This is a genomic window from Curtobacterium sp. L6-1, from assembly GCF_018885305.1.
Taxonomy (GTDB): Bacteria; Actinomycetota; Actinomycetes; order Actinomycetales; family Microbacteriaceae; genus Curtobacterium; species Curtobacterium aetherium.
The window spans coordinates 1,504,599-1,528,062 of sequence record NZ_CP076544.1 but is presented as its reverse complement, the minus strand read 5'-3'; the positions used below and the strand labels follow the sequence as shown (position 1 = coordinate 1,528,062).

General features: G+C 74.7%; 25 protein-coding genes and 1 riboswitch. Of the genes, 13 read left to right on the top strand and 12 right to left on the bottom strand.

The features are described from left to right. The first annotated feature begins 132 nt into the window (after nt 1–132). The gene (locus tag KM842_RS07010; RefSeq protein WP_216261735.1) at nt 133–573 is read left to right on the top strand and encodes a VOC family protein; all 441 of its coding nucleotides are present in this window, start codon (nt 133–135) and stop codon (nt 571–573) included. A gap of 13 nt (nt 574–586) precedes the next feature. On the opposite strand, the gene KM842_RS07005 is transcribed toward KM842_RS07010, so the two are convergent. Continuing rightward, a complete protein-coding gene (locus KM842_RS07005; RefSeq protein ID WP_216261734.1) occupies nt 587–1,213 on the bottom strand; it encodes a QsdR family transcriptional regulator in 627 nt (208 codons plus the stop codon). A gap of 69 nt (nt 1,214–1,282) precedes the next feature. Between KM842_RS07005 and KM842_RS07000 the strand changes: the two genes are divergently transcribed. Then, on the top strand, nt 1,283–2,470 hold the full coding sequence (locus KM842_RS07000) for an acyl-CoA dehydrogenase family protein (protein ID WP_216262186.1): 1,188 nt from the start codon (nt 1,283–1,285) through the stop codon (nt 2,468–2,470). Between the two features lie 114 nt (nt 2,471–2,584). Here the strand turns inward: KM842_RS07000 and KM842_RS06995 are convergent, their stop codons facing one another. From KM842_RS06995 to KM842_RS06985, 3 genes are all read right to left on the bottom strand, one after another. Beyond that, the gene (locus tag KM842_RS06995) at nt 2,585–3,463 is read right to left on the bottom strand and encodes a patatin-like phospholipase family protein (RefSeq protein WP_216261733.1); all 879 of its coding nucleotides are present in this window, start codon (nt 3,461–3,463) and stop codon (nt 2,585–2,587) included. 166 nt (nt 3,464–3,629) lie between these two features. Next, nucleotides 3,630–4,661: an NADPH:quinone reductase gene (locus KM842_RS06990; protein WP_216261732.1), complete on the bottom strand. Its 1,032-nt coding sequence runs from the start codon at nt 4,659–4,661 to the stop codon at nt 3,630–3,632. 49 nt (nt 4,662–4,710) lie between these two features. Then, nucleotides 4,711–5,076, bottom strand: coding sequence for a winged helix-turn-helix transcriptional regulator (locus KM842_RS06985; RefSeq protein WP_216261731.1), 366 nt, complete (start codon nt 5,074–5,076; stop codon nt 4,711–4,713). Nucleotides 5,077–5,223: 147 nt separating this feature from the next. On the opposite strand from KM842_RS06985, the gene KM842_RS06980 reads away from it, so the two are divergent. Then, nucleotides 5,224–5,871: an NAD(P)-dependent oxidoreductase gene (locus KM842_RS06980; RefSeq protein ID WP_216261730.1), complete on the top strand. Its 648-nt coding sequence runs from the start codon at nt 5,224–5,226 to the stop codon at nt 5,869–5,871. Nucleotides 5,872–6,073: 202 nt separating this feature from the next. Here KM842_RS06980 and KM842_RS06975 read toward each other — a convergent pair whose 3' ends face one another. Continuing rightward, the gene (locus KM842_RS06975) at nt 6,074–7,399 is read right to left on the bottom strand and encodes an MFS transporter (RefSeq protein ID WP_253206291.1); all 1,326 of its coding nucleotides are present in this window, start codon (nt 7,397–7,399) and stop codon (nt 6,074–6,076) included. 124 nt (nt 7,400–7,523) lie between these two features. Between KM842_RS06975 and KM842_RS06970 the strand changes: the two genes are divergently transcribed. Then, the gene (locus KM842_RS06970) at nt 7,524–8,381 is read left to right on the top strand and encodes a LysR substrate-binding domain-containing protein (RefSeq protein ID WP_216261728.1); all 858 of its coding nucleotides are present in this window, start codon (nt 7,524–7,526) and stop codon (nt 8,379–8,381) included. A gap of 55 nt (nt 8,382–8,436) precedes the next feature. Here KM842_RS06970 and KM842_RS06965 read toward each other — a convergent pair whose 3' ends face one another. Next, nucleotides 8,437–10,287: a hypothetical protein gene (locus KM842_RS06965; protein WP_216261727.1), complete on the bottom strand. Its 1,851-nt coding sequence runs from the start codon at nt 10,285–10,287 to the stop codon at nt 8,437–8,439. Nucleotides 10,288–10,406: 119 nt separating this feature from the next. Continuing rightward, nucleotides 10,407–11,162 (bottom strand): NADPH-dependent F420 reductase, encoded by a 756-nt coding sequence (locus KM842_RS06960; protein ID WP_301183821.1) that lies wholly within the window; start codon nt 11,160–11,162, stop codon nt 10,407–10,409. Between KM842_RS06960 and KM842_RS06955 the strand changes: the two genes are divergently transcribed. The 4 genes from KM842_RS06955 to KM842_RS06940 all read left to right on the top strand — a co-directional run bounded on the left by KM842_RS06955 (nt 11,156) and on the right by KM842_RS06940 (nt 13,217). Further along, nucleotides 11,156–11,452, top strand: a complete 297-nt coding sequence (locus KM842_RS06955; protein ID WP_216261725.1) for a GNAT family N-acetyltransferase — start codon at nt 11,156–11,158, stop codon at nt 11,450–11,452. The two genes, KM842_RS06960 and KM842_RS06955, sit on opposite strands and share 7 nt — an antisense overlap. A gap of 22 nt (nt 11,453–11,474) precedes the next feature. After that, complete coding sequence (locus tag KM842_RS06950; protein WP_216261724.1) at nt 11,475–11,933, top strand: VOC family protein; 459 nt, start codon at nt 11,475–11,477, stop codon at nt 11,931–11,933. Nucleotides 11,934–12,198: 265 nt separating this feature from the next. Next, complete coding sequence (locus KM842_RS06945) at nt 12,199–12,684, top strand: MarR family winged helix-turn-helix transcriptional regulator (protein ID WP_216261723.1); 486 nt, start codon at nt 12,199–12,201, stop codon at nt 12,682–12,684. Continuing rightward, nucleotides 12,681–13,217, top strand: coding sequence for a metallophosphoesterase family protein (locus tag KM842_RS06940; protein WP_216261722.1), 537 nt, complete (start codon nt 12,681–12,683; stop codon nt 13,215–13,217). Before KM842_RS06945 ends, KM842_RS06940 begins: the two co-directional genes overlap by 4 nt. A 95-nt stretch (nt 13,218–13,312) precedes the next feature. Here KM842_RS06940 and thiD read toward each other — a convergent pair whose 3' ends face one another. From thiD to thiM, 3 genes are all read right to left on the bottom strand, one after another. Then, a complete protein-coding gene (gene thiD / locus KM842_RS06935; protein WP_253206290.1) occupies nt 13,313–14,863 on the bottom strand; it encodes a bifunctional hydroxymethylpyrimidine kinase/phosphomethylpyrimidine kinase in 1,551 nt (516 codons plus the stop codon). After that, a complete protein-coding gene (gene thiE, locus KM842_RS06930; protein ID WP_253206288.1) occupies nt 14,860–15,561 on the bottom strand; it encodes a thiamine phosphate synthase in 702 nt (233 codons plus the stop codon). The genes thiD and thiE overlap by 4 nt, the downstream gene beginning before the upstream one ends. Then, nucleotides 15,558–16,424: a hydroxyethylthiazole kinase gene (gene thiM / locus KM842_RS06925; RefSeq protein ID WP_216261721.1), complete on the bottom strand. Its 867-nt coding sequence runs from the start codon at nt 16,422–16,424 to the stop codon at nt 15,558–15,560. The genes thiE and thiM overlap by 4 nt, the downstream gene beginning before the upstream one ends. Next, nucleotides 16,413–16,509, bottom strand: a riboswitch (TPP riboswitch). (Overlaps the previous gene by 12 nt.) 67 nt (nt 16,510–16,576) lie before the next feature. On the opposite strand from thiM, the gene KM842_RS06920 reads away from it, so the two are divergent. From KM842_RS06920 to KM842_RS06910, 3 genes are all read left to right on the top strand, one after another. After that, nucleotides 16,577–17,524, top strand: coding sequence for an NUDIX domain-containing protein (locus KM842_RS06920; RefSeq protein ID WP_253206287.1), 948 nt, complete (start codon nt 16,577–16,579; stop codon nt 17,522–17,524). Nucleotides 17,525–17,743: 219 nt separating this feature from the next. Next, nucleotides 17,744–18,490, top strand: coding sequence for a phosphotransferase enzyme family protein (locus KM842_RS06915; RefSeq protein ID WP_216261720.1), 747 nt, complete (start codon nt 17,744–17,746; stop codon nt 18,488–18,490). 198 nt (nt 18,491–18,688) lie between these two features. Next, nucleotides 18,689–19,633, top strand: coding sequence for a J domain-containing protein (locus KM842_RS06910; protein ID WP_216261719.1), 945 nt, complete (start codon nt 18,689–18,691; stop codon nt 19,631–19,633). A 29-nt stretch (nt 19,634–19,662) separates the two neighbouring features. On the opposite strand, the gene KM842_RS06905 is transcribed toward KM842_RS06910, so the two are convergent. Then, nucleotides 19,663–20,025 carry an RNA-binding S4 domain-containing protein gene (locus KM842_RS06905; RefSeq protein WP_216261718.1) on the bottom strand — a complete coding sequence of 121 codons (363 nt, stop codon included), beginning with the start codon at nt 20,023–20,025 and terminating at the stop codon, nt 19,663–19,665. 44 nt (nt 20,026–20,069) lie between these two features. Between KM842_RS06905 and KM842_RS06900 the strand changes: the two genes are divergently transcribed. Both KM842_RS06900 and KM842_RS06895 read left to right on the top strand, forming a co-directional pair. Continuing rightward, a complete protein-coding gene (locus tag KM842_RS06900) occupies nt 20,070–20,462 on the top strand; it encodes a hypothetical protein (RefSeq protein ID WP_216262500.1) in 393 nt (130 codons plus the stop codon). Between the two features lie 151 nt (nt 20,463–20,613). After that, nucleotides 20,614–21,786 carry a hypothetical protein gene (locus tag KM842_RS06895; RefSeq protein WP_216261717.1) on the top strand — a complete coding sequence of 391 codons (1,173 nt, stop codon included), beginning with the start codon at nt 20,614–20,616 and terminating at the stop codon, nt 21,784–21,786. Between the two features lie 52 nt (nt 21,787–21,838). Here KM842_RS06895 and KM842_RS06890 read toward each other — a convergent pair whose 3' ends face one another. After that, nucleotides 21,839–23,362 (bottom strand): S1C family serine protease, encoded by a 1,524-nt coding sequence (locus tag KM842_RS06890; RefSeq protein ID WP_216261716.1) that lies wholly within the window; start codon nt 23,360–23,362, stop codon nt 21,839–21,841. Between the last annotated feature and the right edge of the window lie 102 nt (nt 23,363–23,464).

Here is a 23,464-nt window from a genome sequence, read left to right as displayed (position 1 = left end):
GACCGGTCGGCCTGAGCTGTCCGCTCGCCGCACGGTCGGTGCGCACGGTCAGGTGTCCGGCGTTGCCTCGGATCCACGACGCACAGCGACGACGACCCGGCCACCCTGCCGGTGACACCCGAGGAGCCCCACATGACCGACCCCATCGCCCGCCCCATCGCACTGGCGCACGTCCGCGTGACCGTGACCGACATCGCCCGCAGCAAGGCGTTCTACCAGCAGCTGTTCGGCGTCGATCCCGCGATGGACTTCAGCGAGCACGCCGGTGAGCCCGGGATCACCGAGGACCGTGAGCGGCTCTACGGCGGTTGCATCTTCCCCGTCGGGGACCAGCTCTTCGGCCTCCGCCCCGTCGCTCCCAGCGGCCAGCGGTTCGACCCGGACACGGTCGGTCTCGACCACGTGAGCTTCATGGTCGGATCGGTCGACGAGCTGCACGAGGCGGCCGCGCGGCTCGACGCCGCCGGTGTCGAGCACGGCGAGGTGACCGACCTCGGAGACGCCGGCATGGTGATCCTGTCCGTGCAGGACCCGGACGACATCAACCTGGAACTGGCGGCCGCCCGCAGCTGACCACCCGCGGCGGTCACCGCACAGGGCGCAGGATGTACTCGAACGTCGTACGTGCCCGCTCGGGGTTGGGGGTGTCGCCCGAGATCAGGTCCGCGTAGGTGAACGACTCCGAGACGCGGACGAGCAGTCGACCGAGTTCGTCGGGGGAGAGTGGCGCCGGGTCGAAGGCGCCCGACTCCTGCTCGGTGGCGACCAGGGTCGAGACCACGGCGACGAACCGGCGCTGCACGTCGCTGTCGGTCGTCGTCAGGAGTCGCAGTGCCCGGGCCGGCTCGCGGGTCAGGAACGCGCGGAAGTACGGCGCCCGGATCAGGTCCGCGGTGAAGTGGTCGAGGACGTCGACGATGCGTGCCGCTCCCGACGGTGCCGCTGCTCGGCCGGCGGCGTCGAGCGTCGGGACGGCCAGCGACCAGAGGATCTCCGAGAGCAGCTGGTCGCGGTTGCCGACCCAGCGGAACAGTGAAGTCCGGTCGACGCCGAGCGAGGACGCGAGCGCCTGCATGTCGACGCGGCCCCCGTCGATGAAGGCGTGACGCGCGGACCGGAACGCGCGCTGGGCGTCGGGGTGGGCCTCCAAGCGGGTGGCGAGCGCGCTCGGGACGAGCGCCGACCCGAGGGCGCCGAGTGGCTGTTTGCTCACGGTTCCCCCCGAGTCGTCGATCCCGTCTTGCAACGTTTCCGAGAATGATGCATTGTTGGGGCCATGTCAATGACGGCTGCGCAGACGCCCCTGCTGGAATCCGACTTCTACCGGTTCCAGGAGCAGCTGACCGACCAGGAACGCGCCTCCCTCGGCAAGCTCCGTGAGTACCTCGAGCGCGACGTCGCGCCGATCGCGGACGAGTACTGGGCCCGCGCCGAGTTCCCGAAGCAGGTCATCGCTCCGCTCGCCGAGCTCGGCATGTACGGGCCCGGCGTGCCACTGGTCCGTCAGTTCGAGAACTCGGCGGTCTACCGCGGTTGGGCGGCCCTCGAGCTCGGCCGCGTCGACGCCAGCGTCGCGACGTTCATCGGCGTGCAGTCCGGACTGGCGATGAACTCGATCGCGGTCGCGGGCAGCGACGAGCAGCAGCGCGAGTGGCTGCCGCGCATGGCCTCGGGAGAGGTCGTCGGCGCATTCGGTCTCACCGAGCCGCTCTCCGGCAGCGACTCCGCCCGCGGGCTCCGCACCACCGCCCGGCGCGAGGGCGACACCTGGGTCCTGAACGGCTCGAAGCGGTGGATCGGCAACGCGACCTTCGCTGACGTCGTCGTCATCTGGGCGAAGGACGAGGCCGACGGCCAGGTGAAGGGCTTCCTCGTCACCGCGGACACCCCGGGGTTCACCGCGACGAAGATCGAGGACAAGATCGCCCTCCGGTCGGTGCAGAACGCCGACATCACGCTCGAGGACGTCCGCGTGCCCGAGTCCCGTCGCCTGCAGCGTGCCGACTCGTTCCGCGCGACGGCCGAGGTCCTCCGCCTCACCCGCACCGAGGTCGCGTGGCAGGCCGTCGGCATCTCGGTCGGTGCGTACGAGGCGGCCCTCCGCTACGCCCGCGAGCGAGTGCAGTTCGGCAAGCCGATCGCGTCGCACCAGCTCATCCAGGACCTGCTCGTGAAGTCCCTGGCGAACATCACGGCGTCGATCGCGCTCTGCACCCAGGCGTCGGCGCTGCAGGACCAGGGGCTCGGCGGCGACGAGCACTCGGCGATGGCCAAGGCGTTCGCCACGGCGAAGATGCGGGAGACCGTCGGCTGGTGCCGAGAGGTGCAGGGCGGGAACGGCATCGTCCTCGACAAGGGCGTCGCACGCTTCTTCGCCGATGCCGAGGCGATCTACTCGTACGAGGGCACGCGCGAGGTCAACACGCTCATCGTCGGGCGCGCCGTGACCGGACAGGCCGCGTTCGTCTGACGCCGTCGCGCCTCCGTACCACGACGACGGCCGGGCCGGCGGCCGTGCCGGTGACCGGGTCGGCAGCCGGGCCGCTGCCTGAGCGGCTCGGGCCGGCGCCGGCGCCGGGGCCGCTCAGGCCCAGAACGCGCTGATCCGCTCGGCCTCCCGCTGCGCCTGCGTGCGACCGGCCTCGGCGGACGGTCGCTGCGAGGACAGCGCGAGCGAGTCCGCGCCGAACGCCTGGCGCGAGGCCTCGTCCGCCACGATGACCTCCACCTGCGAGCCGGCGGCTCGCAGGTCCGCCACGGCACGGTCGAGCCACGGCCCGAGCGGCGACGGGCCTTCCGGGCTGCAGGCGATGACGAGTACACGCTCGAAGCCGGCCGCGACGTCGGCGTTCGTCGCCGAGCGCGCACCACCGTCGACGTACGGGTGCCCGTCGATCCGCACCGGCGACCAGACGAACGGCACCGAGCAGCTCGCCGCCACCGCACGTTCGAGCGGCACGCCGTCCTCCGCGCGGATCACCCGGAACGATCCGTCCACGGCGTCGACGACCGTCACCGCGTAGGCACGGTCCGGCCACTCCGGGCTGGGCAGGGTCTGCCGGAAGGTCGCGACGCGGTCGTCGTCGCTCTGCCCCGCGGTGACCTGCTGCGCGGCGGCTCCGAGGCGTGCGCGGGCGTCCTGCTCCGAGGTCGCGCCCTGCACCGCGGTGGTGAAGCCCTGCTCGATCGCGCCGGCGTCCACCGCGACCGGCTCCTCGTAGGTGGTCGGGAGCGGGCTCAGCTGCTGCTCGAAGGCGCCGCGGACGGCTCCGGCGCGGAGGAACGTGCCGACGACACTGCCGGCGCTCGTCCCGACGACGAGGTCCGCGGTGCCGAGGTCGACGCCCGCGTCCTCGAGCGTCGCGAGGACGCCGAGCTCCCAGGCGATGCCGGCGACCCCACCCCCTCCGAGGACGACGGCTCTGGTTCCGGGCGTGGGGGTGGTCGTTTCGACGTCGGTCATGTGTCCTGCATACCTGGTCCGACCATGAGTGCGTCCTGCCCCGCCGCGCGTCGCCGCCACGAGGGCGTACAGGGAACGCGGTGCCGGAGCCGCCCACGGGTCGGACGGGGGGCGCGGTGCGGGCCCGCCCCGCGCCTCCCGTCCGACCCGGTACCGGTCGCGCGCCCTACTCTGCCGACTGCACGTCGATGAGCACCTTGCCGACGGCGTCGCCCTGCACGGCGTCGTGCGCCGCCGCGGTCTCCTCGAGCGGGAAGCGCAGGAGCGCCAGGCCGGCCTCCTCGCCGACCGGCAGGACGCCGTCGCGGAGCGCGGCGGTGATGTCCTCGGCGGCAGCCGCGAGGGCGGCGTCCCCGATCGTGTAGAGCAGCAGGAACTGGTAGCGCGCGTTGATGCCCATGTTCGGCCGGACCGGGATCGAGGCTGCGTCGCCGCCGTTGTCCGCGTACATCGACACGACGCCGTGGTTCGCCAGGACGGCCGCGTCGAGGTCGGCGTTCGCGGGGATCGACACCTCGACGACGATGTCCACGCCGTCCGGGGCGACCGAGCGGATGCGGTCGGCCGCACCGTCCTCGCGGTAGTTCACGGTGTGGTGCGCTCCTGCAGCGGTGGCGAGGGCGGCCTTGTCCTCGGAGCTGATCGTCGCGATGACGGTCGCGCCGGCCCAGCGGGCGAGCTGGATGGCGGCGTGCCCGACGGCCCCAGCACCTCCCGCGACCAGGACGGTCCGACCGGACAGGGCACCGGGGGAGAGGCGGGCCGGGCCGTCCTCGTGCACGGTGAGCGCACGGTGCGCGGTCATCGCGGGGACACCGAGCGAGGCGCCGACGTCGAACGAGACGCCCTCGGGCAGCGGGACGACGCGGGTGGCGGGCACGACGGTGAACTCCTGTGCGGTGCCGGTCGGGCGGGACGCGGCGGCCATGAAGAGCCAGACGTGGTCGCCGACGGACAGGCCCTCGACGCCGTCGCCGAGCGCGTCGACGATGCCGGCGCCGTCCTGGTTCGGCGTGATCTCGGGGAACGGCAAGCCGCCTCCGTAGGTGCCGCCCTGGCGGGCCTTCCAGTCGGTGGGGTTCACGCCGGAGACGACGACACGGACGCGGACCTCGCCGGCGCCGGGCTCGGGGACCGGACGGTCGGCGAGCGAGAGGACGGAGGAGGTGCCGGGCTGGGAGTAGACGATCGATCGCATGTGTCCACGCAACCACTCGCGGTCGACGACGATTCCAGACCGGGGGCGGTCAGGCGCGGGCGTCGTACCCCGCGCGGGCCTCGGCGACCCCGTCCATGTGGTCGATCGCCCACTGCTCGAGCGGGACGAGCACCGTGCGGAGCGACCGGCCGGCGTCGGTCAGCTCGTACTCGACGTGCGGCGGGATCTCCGGGAACACCGTGCGGGTGACGAGCCCGTCGCGTTCGAGGGCGCGGAGCGTCTGCGTGAGCATCTTCTGCGACACGCCCTGCACCCGGGCCGCGATCGCCGAGTAGCGCCGCGGTCCGTCGGCCAGCGCGCCGATGGTCAGCACGCTCCACCGGTCACCGATCCGGTCGAGGAGTTGTCTGGAGGGACAGTCGGCCGCGTAGGGGCTGTACTCGAGCGCACTCATCGGGACCTCCGTCGCACACCTCGGGCGTCCCGTTCGTCGAGGACACGCACCACGAGGTGCCTACTTACCGAAAGAGAGTAACACCCGTACAGTGAGTGTCACGGCGCCTGCAGGGTGCCGGCACCACCACCACGAAAGGGAGCACGCATGTCCACCATCGTCGTCTTCGGAGGCACCGGGTACGCCGGGTCCGCCATCGTCCGTGAAGCCCTCTCCCGCGGCCACGAGGTCATCGCCGTCGCCCGCGACACCTCGAAGCTCGACGCGGCCGAGCACCTCACCCTCGCGCAGGGCGACGCCTTCGACGCGTCCTTCGTGACCGAGGTGACGAAGGACGCCGACGTCGTCATCGTGTCCCTGCACGCGGTCCAGTCGGACGGCAGCGAGCTGAAGGACCGGTTCCAGCACTTCGTCGACGCCGCGGCTGCTGCCGGTGCGCGCCTCGGCATCGTCGGCGGTGCCGGCTCGCTCCTCGTCGCCGAGGGCGGCCCGGCCCTGTACGACACGGCCGAGTTCCCCGACGCGTTCAAGGGCGAGGCGAAGAGCCACGGTCAGGTCCTCGAGAACCTCCGCGCGAGCGGCACCGACGTCGACTGGTTCTACGTCAGCCCCGCCGCAGCCTTCGGTGACTACAACCCCGGCGAGCGTCGTGGCACGTACCGGACCTCGGACGACGTGCTCCTCACCGACGCCGAGGGCAACTCGGACATCTCGGGTGCCGACTACGCGATCGCGGTCGTCGACGAGATCGAGCAGCCGGCGCACCACCAGGCCCGCTTCGGCGTCGCCTACTGAGTCGACCGGCTCGCGTCACCACGTGACGGACGGGAGGCCCGTGACCAGCTGGTCACGGGCCTCCCGTCCGTCACGGCTGCCCCGCCGGCCCGTCAGCCCGCCGCCCCGTCAGCCCGTCGGCCCGTCGGCCCGTCGGCCCGTCGGCCCGTCAGCCCGTCGGCCCGCTAGCCCGGCGCTGGCTGCGTGGGCGCATCGTCGATCGTCAGCGGTGGCCGACGATCGTCGGCAACGGCAGGTGGTGGCGCATCCGTACCTCGAGGTGCAGCCCGCCGCGTCGCGCCAGGACGAGCGCGATCACCGCAGCCGCGGCAGCCGGCACGCCGCCGGCGACCATCATCCCGACGTGGGCGCCGAAGTGGTCCACGACCTGGCCCATCACCGGTCCGCCGATCGCCTGTCCGCCGAGCAGCACGAGGACGTAGAGCGACATCACCCGCCCGCGGATCGCGACGTTCGACGACAGCTGGACGAGCGAGTTCGACGCCGTCTGGAACAGCAGCTGCGACAGGCCGACCACGACGAGCAGGGCGGTGAACGGCGCGATCGCCGGCGTGGCACCCGCGACCACGAGCAGGACACCGGTCCAGAACACCCCGCCGACGATGGTGCGGAGCCGGACCACGGCGCGGCGGGTGGAGAGCACGGCACCGGTGAGCGCACCGACCGCGACGGCGGAGTTGAACAGCCCGTACCCGCCCGCGCCGACGTCGTAGACCGTCGACGCGAAGGCCGACAGCAGCACCGGCATGGTCAGGGCGAACACCGAGAAGAACGCCACCAGGACGACCGGCACGATGATCGTCGGCTTCGCGGCGGCGTAGCGGAGCCCCTCGACGAGCTGCCCCTTCGCGCGCGGCTGCGGTGGCGTCCGGTGCAGTTCGGAGACCCGGAGGAACCCGAGCGTCACGACGACGGCGACGCACGCGACGGCGTTGATGCCGAACGACCAGCCCGCGCCCACCGCGACGAGCAGGATGCCGGACAGCGCCGGGCCGATCATGCCGCCGAGCTGGAACACCGACGAGTTGACGCTGATCGCGTTCCGCAGGTGCTGGTGCCCGACGATCTCGGTGACGAACACCTGCCGAGCCGGGTTGTCGATGACGGTGACCATGCCGACCAGGAAGGCGATTACCCAGACGTGCCACGCCTGCACCACCCCGGTCAGGGTCAGGACGGCGAGCAGCAGGGACAGCACCGCGAAGGCGCCCTGCGTGATCATCATCAGCGCGCGCTTCGAGTAGCGGTCGACGAAGACCCCGCCCAGCAGACCGAACAGCAGCATCGGGGCGAACTGGCACGCCACCGTGATGCCGACCTGCGCGACCGAGCCGGTGAGCTGCAGCACGAGCCAGTCCTGCGCGATCCGCTGCATCCACCCGGCGGTCATCGCGACGAGGTTCGTCGCGGTGAAGAGCCGGAAGTTCGGGACCGACAGGGCGATGAACGAGCGTCGCCAGGGCGGGCGGACGGTGCTGATCGGGAGCGGTTCGGTGGGCGGGTGGATGGTCGTCGGTGACGATCGCACGGTCTGGGGGACTCCGGCTGTCGAGGGGCGGGAACGGTACCCAGTCGAAACTACGTGGTCCCGGGCCATTCGATCCGCCTATGATCGGCATCACTCCATTGCGATCTCGAATGAGGAGCGTGCCGTGCTCGACCCCGTCCTGCTCCGGACCTTCCTGGCCGTCGCCGAGACGAGCAGCTTCACGCAGGCCGGTGTGCGCCTGGGCATCAGCCAGCCGACGGTGTCGCAGCACGTCCGACGGCTCGAGGCCGCCGTCGCACGCACCCTCGTCGCCCGCGACACCCGGGGCGTGCGGCTGACCGACAACGGTGACGCGATGGCCGGGTTCGCCCGGACGATCCTGGCGGCCCACGCCACCGCCGACGCGTACTTCTCCGGCGTCGCCGCCCGTGGTCGCCTGCGCTTCGGTGCGGCGGACGACCTCGCCATCACGCAGCTGCCACGGATCCTCCGCGACTTCCGCAAGCTGCACCCGCAGGTCGACCTCGAGCTGACGGTGAACCAGTCCGCGCCGCTCCTCCGACGGGTGCACGCCGGGCAGCTCGACCTGGTGTTCATCAAGCGGACCGCGGGGGAGTCCGCCGAGGGGACCCGCGTCGCCTCGGACCAGATGGTGTGGATGGCGCAGGACGGCATCGCACTCGAAGCCGACGACCCGGTGCCCTTGATCGCGTACCAGGCGCCGAGCATCAGCCGACAGATGGCGATCGACGCGCTCGAGGCAGCCGGTCGCACGTGGCGGATCACCTGCAACACGCGTGACGTCAACGGCGTGCTGGCGGCGGTCCGGGCAGGGATCGGCGTGGCGGTGTTCCCGCACTCACTCATCCCGGCCGACCTGGTGAAGGTGTCGCAGCGGTTGTCGTTGCCGGACCTGCCGGCGGTCGACTACGTCCTCATCGCCAACCCGACGGTGCAGCGCGAGCCGATCGAGGCGCTGACGAACGCGATCCTCTCGCGCGGGGTGGTCCGCGCCGTCTGACGGACGTCGCCGACGGACGCCGCCACGGGGTCACGCCCGGCGGACCGCGCCGAGGTCAGGGCGCGATCGTCGGGACGGTCCCCGTTCCGGTGATGTCCGGCAGCGGTGCTCCGAGCGCGACCGCGACCGCCCAGAGCAGCACGAGGGTGCCGACCGTGCCGAGCACCGCGCCGAGCAGGGCCACCGGCCGCTGCCACGTCGTCGCCGGGTTCCGCATCGTGACGACGGAGACCAGGACCGCGAGGAGACCCAGCACCACACCGACGGCGTGCACGGTCGCGGGAGCGGTGAACCACCAGGCGGCGAGACCGATCGTGCCGAGACCGGCGACCGCACCGAGGAGGGCGCCGGGCGTCGGTCCGAGGGACCGGCGCGCAGCCGGACCAGCCCCGGTGCGCGCGGGACGCGACGGTGCCGGCGTCTCCGTCGCGGTCTGGAGGCCCGTGGTCGCGTCCGTCACCCGCTCCACGCTTGGTGCGGTGTCGGCCTGCGCGGGGACCGGGACCGCGGTGGCGCGCAGCTTCGGCGCCTCCGCCGACCGACGGCGCAGCAGTCCGGGCCGGCGCGGCGTCCGGGCGCGCTCGGGCGAGGCGTTCCGGTGTTCGCGCGCCGGGGTGGGCGCGTGGGCAGCGTGGGTCGACGCGTCCGGTTCCGCTCCCGCGACGCTCGGCCGACGCGCGGCGTCGTCCTGCCCGGTCGCTCCGGGACCAGCGGGCGCCGGGACGACCGGGGGCGTGCTGCCAGCGAGGTGAGCACCGGAGTGCTGCGCCCCATCGGTGGCGGTGGCGGTGGCGGTGGCGGCAGTCGGGTCGACGAAGGGCAGGGCAGTCGTGGGTGCCGGCGCGGCGAGCAGGGCGTCGAACGACGGCGGGGCACCGGCGGGCGACGGCAGCGCGGTGACGGCAGGCGGGACCACGCGGGCCTGCTGCCGTGCGAAGCGTGCCGGGGTGCGGTACCCGATGGGGCCGACGGGCTCGGGCTCGGTGCCCTCGACGACGACGTGCTCGAGGCCGGGGACCGAGAACCGCGGCTGGCCGGCGCTCGGGACGATCGGTGCCGGGGGCGCTGTCGGAGCGGCGACCGCGGAGGCTCCTGCCGGGGGACCGGGCAGGGTCGGTGGCGTCCAGGACACCTCGGGGGCGCCGGCCGGAGCAGGGGTCCCGCCCGGAGCGCCGGGGAGCGTGCGTCCGACCGCGCCGGGGAGGACGGCGGGCGTCAGCCCGTCCGGGCGTCCGACGTCCGCCGGACGACCGGCACCGGCGAGGTGACCCGTCACCGCCGGGTGTCCCTGGCCGTCGGGTCGGCCCGGTGCCGCTCCGCCGCCGGGTCCGCGCCGGGCGGGCATCGTCCCGGCGGACGCGGAACCGTCGGGTCGGTCGACGGTGCCGTCGGGTGCACCGGGGCCGGGCGCCTGCGGGCCACCGAGGACCGGTGCGACGGGGAGTGCCATGCCGGCAGCGGACAGGGTGTCCGCCCGCGGGACGGCGGGCTGCCCACCGTCGTGGCGTCCTGCGGCCCGGCGTGCGCTGCGGGTCGCGCGTACCTCGGGAGCCGCAGCCGGATCGGCACCCGGCGCGGGGTGCGCACCGGCGACGGTCGAGAACGGGACGGTGTCGACGTTCGGCGAGGTCGGGGCCGGGGGCAGGAGTTCGGGCACCGGCGGGTAGTCGGGGACGGCCGCGTGCGGGTCGAGGACCGGCGGGGCGGAGGTGGGGTGCGCCTCCGGACCGGAGGGGGTGGACGACGAGGACGCGACGGCGACCGCGGTCCCGGCCGCGGCGGCGCCGACGGCGAGGTCAGCGGCGGAGGCGACGGTCGGCGCGCTCGACGCAGGGGCGTCGGCGTCCTCCGGCGGCGCGGTGACCCAGGCGGGTACCGACCGGCGCGGTCGCTCGGACTCGGGCATGCGGTGTGACGGCACGGCCGCTGTTCCTCTCCGTCGAATGATCCACCGTCAGTTCTACCCGGGAGGAACAGCGGCCGAGAGCCCCAGTCAGAGGGGGGCCGACGGTCGGTGCGCCGTCGTCACATGTCGCGGTAGCGCTTCGCGGCGGCGAGTGCGTCGCGGAGCTCGTCCGCCGTCATGCGCGGGCCGTAGCCGGGGGTGTCGCGCTGGATGCGCCATCCCTCGGCGAGGGGACCGGCGTCGACGGTGTCGAACCCGAACTCGTCGATCAGGTCGACGACGGTGCGCTTGGCGGTCTCGTCGTCGCCGGCGACCACGAGGGCACGACGGTCGGCGGTGCCGCTCGGGGTGGCGTGGCCGGTCAGGTCGGCGGCACCGATGTGGTTGAACGCCTTGACGACCTTCGCGCCCACCAGGTGGTCCTGCAGCATCTCCGCGGTGGTGGTCGTCTCGTGGTCGAGGGCGGCGATGTGCCCGTCGCGCTCGGGGTAGTAGTTGTCGGTGTCGATGACGACCTTGCCGACGAGCGGCTCGACGGGGATCGTCTCGATCGCACCGAGCGGCACGGTGACGACGACGATGTCGCCCTGGGTGGCGGCGTCCTCCCGCGTACCGGCGGTGGCGTGCTCGCCGAGTTCCGCCACGAGGTCCGTCAGCGTCTCCGGGCCGCGCGAGTTCGCGATGACGACCTGGTGGCCGTGCTGCACCGCGAGGCGTGCGAGCTGGGATCCGATGTTGCCTGCGCCGATGATTCCGATGGTTGTCATGCAGGGTGCAACACCGGCGTGCCGTGGCCATTCCTCGGCGTGGTCGACCGTCCGGCCCGCGTGGCGTGACCGTCCGTCGGCGAGCGGTGCAGGATGGCGCCATGACACACGAGTTCCGCAACGAGGTCGACCGCGACCGGTACGCCATGTACGTCGACGGAACCCTGGTGAGCGTGCTCGACTACCGCGTCAACGGTGACGCGATCGCCTTCCCGCACACCTACACGGTCCCCGCCCACCGAGGCCACGGGTACGCCGGGGAACTCGTGGAGCACGCCGTCAGCGACGTCGAGACGACGTCCACGAAGCGCATCGTGCCGATGTGCTGGTTCGTCAGCCAGTGGTTCGACGGGCACCCCGACAAGGCAGACCTGCTCAGCCGCGGCGTCGCGGACTGACCTCCGACCGAGAGGCACCACCATGCCCCGCATCGTCCCGTTCCTCTGGTTCGACGACCAGGCCCAGCACGCGGCCGAGTACTACACCGAACTGTTCCCGGACTCGCGCATCGACGGTGTCGGCCGCGGTCCCGACGGGTCCGTCCTGGTCGTGGAGTTCACGCTGCTCGGGCAGCCGTACCGCGCGATGAACGGCGGACCGGGGCACCCCTTCACGGACGCCTGCTCGTTGCAGGTCGACGTGGACTCGCAGGAGGAGCTCGACCGGGTCTGGGACGCGCTCGTCGCCGAGGGCGGGCACCCCGTCGCGTGCGGCTGGCTCGTGGACCGCTGGGGCCTGTCGTGGCAGGTGACGCCGGCGGTGATGGGCGAACTCCTGGCGGCCGGCGGCGACGCGACGGCGGCCGAACGGGTGTTCCGCGCCATGCAGGACATGGTGAAGCTCGACATCGGGGCGCTGCGGGCAGCTGCCGCGGCCTGACCAGCACCGACGGTCCGCCGCCGGTCCACACCGGGCAGCTCGGAGGCCCGGGTGACCCCGTCCCGCCGGTCCCGGTCGGCGGCCGGTCCCCGTTCCGGGGGACCCGGCGTTATCGTGGGCAGGACCGCCGGCGGCGGGGACGCACGGCGGGGCCGTGGGAGACCGCCGACGGAGCACCACGCTCCGGTCCGAGGGCGACCGACACCGGCGGACCACCGGACGACAGCGACACCGGCCGACCGGCCGGACGACAGACGGGAACAGCATGGCCGACCCGAGGGGCCCCGGCATCCGCGAAGCGGACATCGGACGGGCGTACACCGAGCTCTCCCGCATCACGCGGCGCGCGAGCGTCCGGGCGCGCGGCACCGACGACGTCCTCAGCGTCGTCGACCAGTCGCTCGTGGACTTCGTGGTGCAGCACCCGGGGTGCATGGCCATCGACATCGCCCGCTACCTGCGGTTGAACCGGTCGACGATCTCCCGGCAGCTGTCGGGTCTGCTCGCCGCGGGCCTCGTCCGCACGGTCGACGGCGGCACGGGCAACGCGAAGCCCCTCGAGGCCACCGACGCCGGCCGCCGCACCCTCGCCCGCTCGGTGCAGCTGCACCGTGACGCGCTGGTGGAGCGGCTCGTCGACTGGTCCGACGACGACGTCGCGCTCCTCGCCGGCATGCTCGAACGACTCGGCGCCGCCGACGAGGCCGACCTGCCGATGCCGAGCCGGCCGACGGAGCCGACCGAGCCGTGACCACCTCGCTCGTCCTCCTGTCCGACACGCACCTGCCCAAGCGGGCGAAGGACCTGCCGCCCGAGCTGTGGGCAGACATCACGTCCGCCGACCTCGTGGTGCACGCCGGCGACTGGGTGGACCTGGCCACGGTGGACCTCCTGCAGGAGCGGTCGCGGGACCTGCTGGCCGTGCGGGGCAACAACGACCACGGGTTCGAGGACCGCCTCCCGCTCGTCGCCACCCGCCGCGTCGAGGACCTGCGCTTCGCGGTCGTCCACGAGACCGGTGCGGCCACGGGTCGGGAACGGCGTGCGGTGCTCGACCACCCGGACGTCGACGTGCTCGTCTTCGGTCACTCGCACATCCCGTGGGACTCGACCGCGGCGAACGGCATGCGGCTGCTCAACCCCGGCTCGCCGACGGACCGACGCCGACAGCCGGACCACACCTGGATGCGGTGCACGCTGGACGGCGCCGACCTCCGGGTGTCCCTCGTCCGGCGCGCGCCGGGTGCCGACGACGTGCGCGTCGTCCCCTCCACCCCGGCCTGACGAGCGCGCCCCGGCCAGACCGAGGGGCCTGGTCTGACCGGAGGGCCCCGGCCTGACCGGGGGCCTTCCTGGCCGGGAGGCGCGCCCCACCGCCGTCAGACCGCCGTCGGTCGGTCCTCCGGCTCCGTCGCGAACGCCTCCGGCATCCGGAAGAACGCGAGCTCCTGCGCGACCGACTCCCGGAAGGCGCGTGCCATCCGTCCCCGCAGCCCGGGGTCGGCCCGCCGCGCCAGCTCCTCCACGAGCTCCGTCGCCCGCGCGCTCGAGGCCGCGAACCCCGGGTCCCCGTACGCCGTGATCCAGTCCGCGAACGGGTGCCCGACCGGAGCGGTGCCCAGCCGGTCCCCGACCCACGCGTAGACGCGGAAGCAGGGCAGCACGGCGGCGGTGAGCACGGACACGTCGCCCGTCGCGGTGTGCTCCCGGGCCGCGGCGGCCAGGTGCGCGAGGTACCCGGCGCAGACCGGGTGCACGGGGTCGTCGGCGTGCGACCCGGCGAGCCGGCGGTGGTGCAGGTCGCGGGCCTCGGCGGCGCAGCCTTCGCTCGCGGTGGTCCAGAACGCGGCCGCGTCGCCCGGTGACCCGGCAGCGACGGCGGCGAGGTGCTGCTCGTACGCGCGGAGGTAGTGCACGTCCTGCGCGAGGTACCCGGCGAACACCTCGGGGTCGAGGGTGCCGTCGGCGAGTCCGCGCAGGAACGAGCACGCCAGGGTCTCCTCGAGGACCTCGGTCGCGTCGTCCCACCACAGGTCGGTGAGCCGGGGTGTCGGGAGCGCTGCACGGACGGCGGCGTTGTGGTCGACGGGTCCCTGGCCCTGCCCGACCTCGAGGGCGTCCGCTCCCCGCAGGGCCGCGGTCAGCCAGGTCTTCGCCGCACCGACGGCGAGCTCCCAGTCGCCGTGCCGGGCCACGAGGGTCGCGATCGCACTCGACAGGGAGCAGCCGGTGCCGTGGGTGTTCCCGGTGGGGATCCGGGGGCCGGTGAACACGCGGACGCTCCCGTCCGGGGCAACGAGGGCGTCGTCCGAGGTCGGACCGCCGTCGTGGCCGCCCTTCGCCAGGACGCGGACGTCGAAGTGCCGCGCGACGGCCCGGGCGGCGTCGAGCGGGTCGGTCGCGGAGGAGCCGGCCAGCTCGGCGAGCACCCGCAGTTCGTCGCGGTTCGGGGTGACGAGGTCCGCCAGGGCGACGAGGTCGACCATCGCGGCCCCGCCGTCGGCGTCGAGCAGCCGGTCGCCGCTGGTCGCCACCATCACGGGGTCGACGACGACCCGTTCGGGCCGGTGCTCCCGCAGCCAGTCGACGACCACGCGGACGACCTCGGCGGTGCCGAGCATGCCGGTCTTCACGGCGTCGATCGTCACGTCGTCGGACACCGCGTCGAGCTGCTCGCGGAGGAAGGCCGCGTCGGGGACGTGCACGGACCGGACGCCGCGGGTGTTCTGCGCGACGAGGGCCGTGACCACCGCCATGCCGTAGCCGTCCTGCGCGGCGATCGCCTTGAGGTCCGCCTGGACGCCCGCGCCGCCGGTCGGGTCCGTGCCCGCGATGCTGAGCACCCGCGGCACCTGCAGCACCTGCAGCACCGCCGGCGCCGTTGCCGCTCCTGCAGCCGCGCCCGACGCCGTCGTCGTCGGCCCGGTCACCGTCCCGCTCCGTCCCAGGCCGCGACGTACGCCGCCGCCGCGGCACCCGGGTCCGGTGCCGCGCAGATGCCCGACACGATCGCCACCCCGGCGGCCCCCGCCTGCCGCAGCGGTCCGACGTCGTCCAGGCCGACCCCGCCGATCCCCACGCACGGCACGCTCGTCGTCGCCGCGAGCCGCCCGAAGCCCGCGACCCCGAGCGCCGGCGGGTGGTCCGGCTTCGTCGACGTGGGGTGCACCACCCCCACCCCGAGCAGGTCGACGGTGCCGCGCGGCATGGCGGCGACCTCGACCAGGTGCCGGGTGGTGTTCGCCGTCAACCCGACGTGCGCGTCTGGGCCGAGCAGCGCACGGGCGGCGCTCGCCGGGACGTCCGACTGGCCCAGGTGCACGCCGGCGATCCGGTGCCCGGCGGACCGGGCGGCCAGGGCGACGTCGAGCCGGTCGTCGACGACCACCAGCGCCCGGTCGCCGACGGCGTCCGCGACGGCCGCCGTCAGCGCGAGCAGGTCCCGTGCCGAGGCGGTCTTGTCCCGCACCTGCACGATCCGGACCCCGGCCGCGACCGCCGCCCGGACGACGCCGAGCACCCCGTGCCCGTGCCGCTCGGCCTGTGCGGTGTCGGTGACCAGGTAGACGCCGAGCGCCGTCGCTGCCGGGCGGTCGACCGCGTCCCACGTGGACGGCGCCGTCGTCACGACGCGGCCCCGCCCGTCGTGCCCGCCGCAGCCGCCGTGTCGGTGGTGATCCGGGCCTCCCGGACGACGTCCTCCGGCGTCAGCGACGCGAGCCGGTCCAGGAACAGCGGCTGGAACGTCCCCGGCCCACCGGCGTCCCGCGCGGCCAGCTCCGCCGCGATCGTGTGCACCGCCGTCGCGGCGACCGCCGCGTCGAGCGGACGACCGGGTGCCACCGCCGCGAAGGCGGCGACCACCGCACCCAGGGCGCACCCGCCACCCGTGATCCGGGTGAGCAGACCCGTCCCGTTCGCCACCCGGACCGCACCGTCCGGCGCGACGAGCAGGTCGACCGCTCCCGACACCGCGACGGCGGCCACCGCGTCGGCCCGGACCGCGGCCACGGCGGCGTCCCGCGCGTCCTCGGTGCCGACCGTGCTGTCCACGCCCCGACCACCCGCCGAGGCGCCGAGGACCGCGAGGACCTCGGACGCGTTCCCGCGCAGCACCGTCGGGCGCAGCGCCAGCAGGTCCCGCGCCAGCGCCGTCCGCACCGGCAGCGACCCGACCGCCACCGGGTCCAGGACCCACGGCGTGCCGGCGACGACCGCGGCGGCGGCGGCCTCGAGCGACGCGGCCAGCGGCTCGGCGTGCGGGGTACCGGTGTTCACGAGCAGCCCGTCGGCGACGCCGGCGAACGGCCCCGCCTCGGTCGGCACGTCGACCATCGCGGCCGACGCCCCGAGTGCGAGCAGCACGTTCGCGGTGACGTTCTGCACCACCGTGTTGGTGATGCACTGCACCAGCGGCGCCCGGGTGCGGACGGCCTCCAGCAGGTCGGCGGTGCGGTCGGCCCAGTCGGTGGTGGGCGCGGCGTTCTCCATGGACGATCCCTTCGCGAGTACGAGCTCGAGCAGGTTCGACGGGTGTGATCTCAGCCGCTCGGATGCGGCACCCCGTGTCTCGGACGACACCGTACACGCATCCACGCCGCCGTCCAGGGCCACCGGCAGGACGTTTGTGGAAGGGTGGGACCGTGGACGACGAACGACGGACCGCGACCCCGCCGGGACCGCCACCCGGACCCCCTGCCGGACCCCGCGACCCGGGCGACGCCTGGGCGTACGGCGACGACGGCACCAAGGCGTGGGGCCGCTTCGGCGCCGCCGGGCTCCTCATCGACGACGGGCACGGCCGCGTCCTCCTGCAGCACCGCGTCGAGTGGAGTCACCACGGCGGGACCTGGGGCATCCCCGGCGGTGCCCGACACCAGCACGAGGACCCCGTGACGGCCGCCCTCCGCGAGTCCGCCGAGGAGGCCGGGGTCCCCGAGGACGGCGTCGACCTCCGCCACACCGCCGTGCTCGACCTCGGGTTCTGGACCTACACGACCGTCGTGGGGCGCGCCTCCCGACCGTTCGAACCCGTCGTCGCCGACCGGGAGAGCCTCGCCCTGTCCTGGGTCCCCGTGGCCGACGTCGAGACCCTGCCCCTGCACCCGGGGTTCGGCGACTCGTGGCCCGCGCTCCGCGCCACCCTCGACCGCACCCCGCACGTGGTCGTCGACGCCGCGAACGTCGTCGGCAGCGTCCCCGACGGGTGGTGGAAGGACCGCGCCGGCGCCGCCTCGCGCCTCGTCGCCCAGGCGACGGCGCTCGCCGCCGCCGGCGTCCCGGCGGACGCGCTCGACCTGCCGTCGGCCGCCTGGTGGCCTCGGTGGACCGTCGTGCTCGAGGGGGAGGCCCGCAGCGCCACCGTGGGACCGGTCGCCGCCGACGCGCGGCCGGGAACCCCCGCCGTCACCGTTGCGCACGCAGCCGGCTCCGGCGACGACGCGATCGTCGAGGCGGCGGGTGCCGCCGTGGCCGCGGGTGACGGGCCGGTCGTCGTCGTGACGGCTGATCGCGGGCTGCGCGAGCGCGTGACCGCGGTCGGCGCCCAGGTGCGTGGCCCGTCCTGGCTCCGGGAGCTCCTGCCCGACTGACACGGCACACCGAGCGCCGGTGCCACGGTCCGCGTGCGCACTGCACGGCGGTCGGCGGAACACACCCGACGGTCTGCGGAGCGCACCGCACGGTCGGGAGCGCGCAGACCGGACGGCCGCCGGCGCGCGCACCGGACGGCCGACGGCACCTCCGGCGCGGCGTGGGGTGTCGGCGCTACAGTGGCGCTCACGTCGACGATGACGTTCAGGAGGTTCCCCATGGAACGGATCACCAAGGCCGACGACCGGGTGCACCGCCCGGCCGGACCGTGGACCCCCACGGTGCACCGGTTGCTGACGCACCTGCACGAGCAGGGGTTCGTCGCGGCCCCGGCGCCGATCGCCCTCGGGGACGCGCTCGAGACCGTGACCTTCGTCCCCGGTGTCGCGGGGGAGTACCCCTGGACCGAGGACGTCGCAAGCGAGGCCGCCCTCGTCACGACCGCCCGCCTGCTCCGTCAGATGCACGACGCGGCCACGAGCTTCCCGCGCGACGACACCGTCGACGTCTGGTCACAGGCCGTCCGGGTGCCGACCGAGACGATCGTGCACGGCGACTTCGCCCCGTACAACGTGGTCTACGACGGCATCGCCGCCGTCGGGGTCATCGACTTCGACACCGCCCACCCGGGGCCGCGCGTCTGGGACGTCGCCAGCGCCGTGTACCGGTTCGCACCGTTCACGACCGGCACCGACGAGGGCGCACCCGTGCCGTCGCTCGACGACCGGCTCGCCCGCGCCGCCGAGTTCTGCCGCGCGTACGGTCTCGACGACCGGTCCCGTGCGGTCCTCGTCGACACGATCACGGCCGGGCTCGTCGCGCTCGTGACGACGATCGAGACCGAGGCCGCGGCTGGCAACCCCAAGTTCGTCAGCGACCTGGCGCACGGGCACGCCGACCTGTACCGGGCGGACGTCGGCTGGATCGAGCAGCACGCCGAGGACATCGCCACCGCCCTCCGCTGACCGTCCGGACCCGGGCGCCGGACCCGGGCGTCGGAACCGGGCGTCGGAACCGGGCGCCGGACCCGAGCGCCGGTCCCGGCGGCCGGACCCCGGCGTGGACCCGGGCACGGGGACGCACCCGGCGCTGCCGCTGCCCAGCGGGCGTCCAGCGCGCTCGCGGCGGGTGTGGACCCGGCATCCGGTAGCGTTCACCCGGCCATGACCGACAGCCCGGCCGACGCCACCCCGTACGAGGTCCTCGGCGTCCCCGCGACCGCCGACGACGAGACCCTCCGCCGCGCCTACCGCCGTGCCGCCCGCGAGAGCCACCCCGACCTCGGCGGTGACGCCCAGCGCTTCCGCCGCGTGCAGCTCGCCTGGGAACGCATCGGGACGCCCGCCGCCCGCCGCGCCTACGACACGGGAGCCGCCCGACCCGGGTCGTCGTCGTCCGCCCCGACCGGCTCCGCCGCCTGGCGGTCCGGGTCCGGCCGCGACGACTACGCGCCCCCGACGGCCCGGCGCGACTCCCGCCCCCGTGCCCGCTCCCACGGCCACCCGGGCGGCCGGTCCCGCGAGGTCTTCCTCGCCGCGGAACGCGAGTGGGTCGGACTCGGCGACCCCGTCGAGGACCCCTACGACCCCGTCCTCGTCCGCTCGGCACCCCGGCACGTCCGGCGGCTGCTCGGCGAGGCGCTGGCCGAGGAAGCGACCGCGGCGATCATCGCGGACATGGGCATCGGGGTGACCGTGTGGCACGACCTCGACGCCGGTGCCGAGGGCAAGCTCGACCACGCCGTCCTCACCACGACCGGGCTGTGGGCGGTCGAGTCCATCGACTGGGGCGGTCCGGTGCACGTGGAGCACGGCGAGGTCGTCGGCGAGACCCTCGCGCCGGGCGAACGTCCCGTCAAGGAACTCGTCCGCGCCGCCCGTGCCGTGCAGAAGCAGACGCGGGTGCGCTTCACGGGACGGCTGCTCGTCGTGCCGGACTCCGCCGTCGACGAGGACGCCGAGCTCATCGGCACGCCGAGGAAGCCGACGGCCTTCATCGTCCGACGCGGTGCACTCGGGCAGGTGCTGTCCGGCTCCTGGTCACCCGAGGGCTCGGTCGACGTGTTCGCGATCCGGGACCGCCTGCAGCAGACCGTCCGCTTCGTCTGACCCGGGCTGCCGGGGCCGTCACGGTCGGGTCAGTAGCCGCGGAGCTTCTCGAGGTCGCGACGCTCCCGCTTGCTCGGACGTCCCGCGCCACGCTCGCGGATCGGGACGAAGCCGGCCTCCTCGCGGGGGAGGCGCGGGGGCGTCCGGTCCTCGAGGTGCTTCGCGGCCTCGGTCGCCCCGACGCGCTTGAGGATGATGCTCTTCACGACGACGATCCGGTCGAAGCCGGACTGCCGCACGCGGACCTCGTCACCGGGACCGACGGGCTGCGACGGCTTTGCCCGCTCGCCGTTCACGCGGACGTGCCCGGCCTTGCACGCTGTCGTCGCGGCGGACCGGGTCTTGGTGATCCGGACCGCCCAGATCCAGCTGTCCACCCGGGCCTTGTCCATCCCGCCACCCTAGACGGGCGTGCTGCCCCGTACCCTCGGGAGGCGTGACCCGTACCCCCGACGCCGACGCCGACGCTGACGCCGACGCCGACGCCGACGCCGCCCCGGAGTCGGCAGCGTCGGAGCCGCCCGCAGCGGCAGCGCAGCCCGCAGCACCAGGGGAGTCGGCTGCGCCGGTGCGACCGGCCGTGCCGACGCAGGCGGCGATCGCCCGCGCCCGCGGACTCGCGGTGCTCGCCGCCGCCACGCTCGGCGACCGGGTGGTCGTCCGCGCCCTGGACGGGGACGGCGACGGTGCGCTGGACGCGCTCGGCGACCTGGAGGCCCGAACCACGGACACCGTGACGGTCGCGACCCGCCGCGGACCGGTCACCGTGCGCCTGGCGGACGTCGTCGCCGCCAAGCCCGTCCCACCACCCCCGCCCCGTCGCCGCTGAGGACGCGCCCCGGCCGACGCCCGACAGGCGCCCCGGCCGACGCCCGACACGCGTCCGGCCGATCCCCGGGCGGCCGGTCCCCGTCCTGCCGATCCCGGGCGCCCGGCGAGCCGCCGACCGACCACCGCCCGCGCGCACGTAGCCTCGCAGCATGGCCGTCCCCGACCCACCCGCCGCCGCTGCCGGGACCACCGAGGACCGCACCGCCCGTGTCCGGTTCACCCGTCCGTCGAGCTGGCGCGCCGAGGACACCCCGGGCGCCGACCTCCGGGTGCGCGGGGACGACGTCGTCCTCACCGTCCGGTCCCGCCCGAGCGACCGCTCCGTCGGTGACGAGAACGCGTCGCTGCTCGAGCGGCTGCCCGGCTCGGTCGACGGGCTGCTCCTCACCGGCTGCGACGTCTGGACCACCGCTGCGGCCCCGGCCCGCCTGGTGGAGTACGTGCGCCCGGACGAGGACGGCGACGTCGCGGGAGCGCACCTCGTGTTCGTCACCGGTCGGCACCGTGTCGACGTCACCGTGGAGCGGCCGCTGGCCCGGATGACGGCCACCGACGACGTGGTGTTCGCGGTGCTCGACTCCGTGCGGTCCCTCGACCGGGTCACCGCGACCGAGTCGCGGACACTCGAGGCGCTGCCGGTCCTGCTCGCCGGGTCGACGCTCACCGGGCCCTCGCTCGGCGCCGAGGCCGTCGCCACCCTGCAGAACCTCGCGGGGAAGCGCTGGAACCCGGCCCTCCTCCGCACCGACGGCGGCCGCGAGCTCGTCGCCGCCGACCTGGTCGGGCGCTTCGGCACCGTCCCGCCGGAGACCGCCGCCGTCATCGCGCCGTGGGCCGAGGGGGTGCAGCCGACCACGCTGGACCAGCACGACGACGACGGGCGCGTGACGCGCCTCCAGGCCTGGGCGGGGACCGTCGTGGACACCGGGGCGGACGGCCGGTCGGTGGTCGCCGCGGTCTCCGCCGACCGTGTCGTCGGTCTGCTGGCCGGGAGGCTCGGGGTGCGTCCGACGTGGACCTGGCCGTTCCGCACACCGGCGCTGTCCGCCGACCTGCTCGACCGGCGCCTGGCGGGTGGGGAGTCCGCGCCCGACCTGCCGACCGCGCTGGCGGAGGCGGACCCGCGGCTCGCCGCGTTCTGGGCGGCACCGTGGACGGTCTCGGCGCTCGTGCGCCCGGGACGGACCCGGCCCGTCGTGGTCGTCTCGGCCGAGGGGATCGGCTTCGCACGGGTCGGACGGACCGAGGGCGGGGCGACCGCCTTCACGGCCGAGGCCTCGGCGAACGTGCACCGGTCGGTCGTCCGCGCCGTCCTGGGGTGACGACGACGCCCGCGCGGGTGTCCGCGCGGGCGGGGCGTCGGCCTCGGCCGGGTCAGGCGGCCGGACCGGCGGTGAGGGTCACGGTGACCGTCTTCGCCGTGCCGTCGGCCGTGGTGTAGCCGACCGTCACCCGGTCGCCGACGGCGTGGCGGGTGATCGCCTCGGTCAGCTGCGAGGAGCTCGTCACCGCGGCGCCGTCGATGCTCGTCACGGTGTCGCCCGCGGCGAGTCCGGCGCTCGCGGCCCCGGACCCCTCGACGGTTCCCGCGATCGGGACCCCCGCGGTGGTGCCGGTCGCGGCGCTGCTCACCTGGACGCCCAGGAACGCGGGCAGGCCGATCGTGATGGTGTCCGAGGACTCACCGTCCAGGATCTTGTCGGCGATCGCCTTCGCCGTGCTGATCGGGATCGCGTAGCCGGTGACGTCCGCCGACCCCGAGGACGCGGCGGTGGCCATGCCGACCACCTCGCCCTCGCTGTCGAGCACCGGACCGCCCGAGTCGCCGGAGACGATCTGCGCGGCGACCTCGATGAGCCCGGAGAGCGACTCCGTGCCGGTGCCGGACTCGCTCTGCACCTGGATGTCCTGGTCGGTGGCGGTCACGGTGCCCTCGGCGGCGACCAGGTCGCCCGTGCCCTCGGCGTTGCCGACGTCCGTGACGGTGTCACCCGTGCGGGCGCCCCCGTCGTCGTCGAGCGCGACCGTCGACAGGCCGGACGCACCGCGGAGCTTGAGGACGGCCACGTCGTTCGTCGCGTCGGCCCCCACGACGTCGGCGGTGTACTGCTCGCCGGTCGTCTCGTCGGTGACCTCGATCGAGGTCGCGCCCTGGATGACGTGGTTGTTCGTGAGGACCGTGCCGTCGGAGGTCAGGACCATGCCGGTGCCGGCCGCACGCTGGGCGTCGTCGTACCCGATGACCGTGTCGATGGTGACGGTGCCCTTCTTCTGGGCCGTCGTCGCCGCGGTCGCCGCCGACTGCGAGGAGCCCGTGCCCGTGCCGGTGCCGGTGCCGGTGCTGCCGCCCGCGCCGCCCTGCCCGGGGACGGTGAACCCGCCGATGCCGCTGCCGTCCCCGGTGCTGCCGCTGCCGGTGCTGCCGTCGCTCGTGCTGCCCTGGGTCTGGCTGGACGTCGTGGTGGTGTGCACGGAGGACAGCCCGAGTGCGGTGCCACCGGCCGCGCCGAGGACCGCGAGCGCGGCGACGCCCGACCCGATCACGAGGCCCAGGCGGCGGGGGCGGCGACGGGTCCCCGGGGCGGACCCGAAGGCTCCGGTCCAGCCCGCGGGAGCCCCCGCGTACCCGCCGACGCCCGGCCCCCGGTCAGCCGACGGGACTCCGGACGCGGTGCCGAGCGGGGCGCTGCCGAGCAGGTACGGACCGGAGCCGTCGGGGGCGAAGAGGTACGGGCCGGACCCGTCGAAGGCGTACGCGGAGCGGAGGGTCCGGGGATGGACGTGCGCCGGCTCCCAGGCGACGCCCCACTGCTGCTGCTGCGCGGTGTGCTCGTGGGCGTCCGCGGGCGCCTGCTCGCGACGCTCGTCGTCCGCGGCGGGGTTCGGGGTCTCGTTCATGCTGCTCTCCGGTCGTTCGTCGCGGCCCGGTCGGCCGGCGATGGGGACCACTCCAGACCCCGAACCAATGACGACCCGATGAACGAGCCCTGCCGACGCCGT

Bases quoted from the DNA above. Each gene is read 5' to 3' on its own strand.
- KM842_RS06915 (WP_216261720.1), top strand. From the start codon at position 17,744: ATGGAACGGATCACCAAGGCCGACGACCGGGTGCACCGCCCGGCCGGA.
- KM842_RS06965 (WP_216261727.1), bottom strand. From the start codon at position 10,287: ATGCCCGAGTCCGAGCGACCGCGCCGGTCGGTACCCGCCTGGGTCACC.
- KM842_RS06890 (WP_216261716.1), bottom strand. From the start codon at position 23,362: ATGAACGAGACCCCGAACCCCGCCGCGGACGACGAGCGTCGCGAGCAG.
- KM842_RS06905 (WP_216261718.1), bottom strand. From the start codon at position 20,025: ATGGACAAGGCCCGGGTGGACAGCTGGATCTGGGCGGTCCGGATCACC.
- KM842_RS06990 (WP_216261732.1), bottom strand. From the start codon at position 4,661: ATGCGATCGATCGTCTACTCCCAGCCCGGCACCTCCTCCGTCCTCTCG.
- KM842_RS06945 (WP_216261723.1), top strand. From the start codon at position 12,199: ATGGCCGACCCGAGGGGCCCCGGCATCCGCGAAGCGGACATCGGACGG.
- KM842_RS07000 (WP_216262186.1), top strand. From the start codon at position 1,283: ATGACGGCTGCGCAGACGCCCCTGCTGGAATCCGACTTCTACCGGTTC.
- KM842_RS06895 (WP_216261717.1), top strand. From the start codon at position 20,614: ATGGCCGTCCCCGACCCACCCGCCGCCGCTGCCGGGACCACCGAGGAC.
- thiM (WP_216261721.1), bottom strand. From the start codon at position 16,424: ATGGAGAACGCCGCGCCCACCACCGACTGGGCCGACCGCACCGCCGAC.
- KM842_RS06910 (WP_216261719.1), top strand. From the start codon at position 18,689: ATGACCGACAGCCCGGCCGACGCCACCCCGTACGAGGTCCTCGGCGTC.
- KM842_RS06980 (WP_216261730.1), top strand. From the start codon at position 5,224: ATGTCCACCATCGTCGTCTTCGGAGGCACCGGGTACGCCGGGTCCGCC.
- KM842_RS06950 (WP_216261724.1), top strand. From the start codon at position 11,475: ATGCCCCGCATCGTCCCGTTCCTCTGGTTCGACGACCAGGCCCAGCAC.
- KM842_RS06955 (WP_216261725.1), top strand. From the start codon at position 11,156: ATGACACACGAGTTCCGCAACGAGGTCGACCGCGACCGGTACGCCATG.
- KM842_RS07010 (WP_216261735.1), top strand. From the start codon at position 133: ATGACCGACCCCATCGCCCGCCCCATCGCACTGGCGCACGTCCGCGTG.
- KM842_RS06995 (WP_216261733.1), bottom strand. From the start codon at position 3,463: ATGACCGACGTCGAAACGACCACCCCCACGCCCGGAACCAGAGCCGTC.
- KM842_RS06985 (WP_216261731.1), bottom strand. From the start codon at position 5,076: ATGAGTGCGCTCGAGTACAGCCCCTACGCGGCCGACTGTCCCTCCAGA.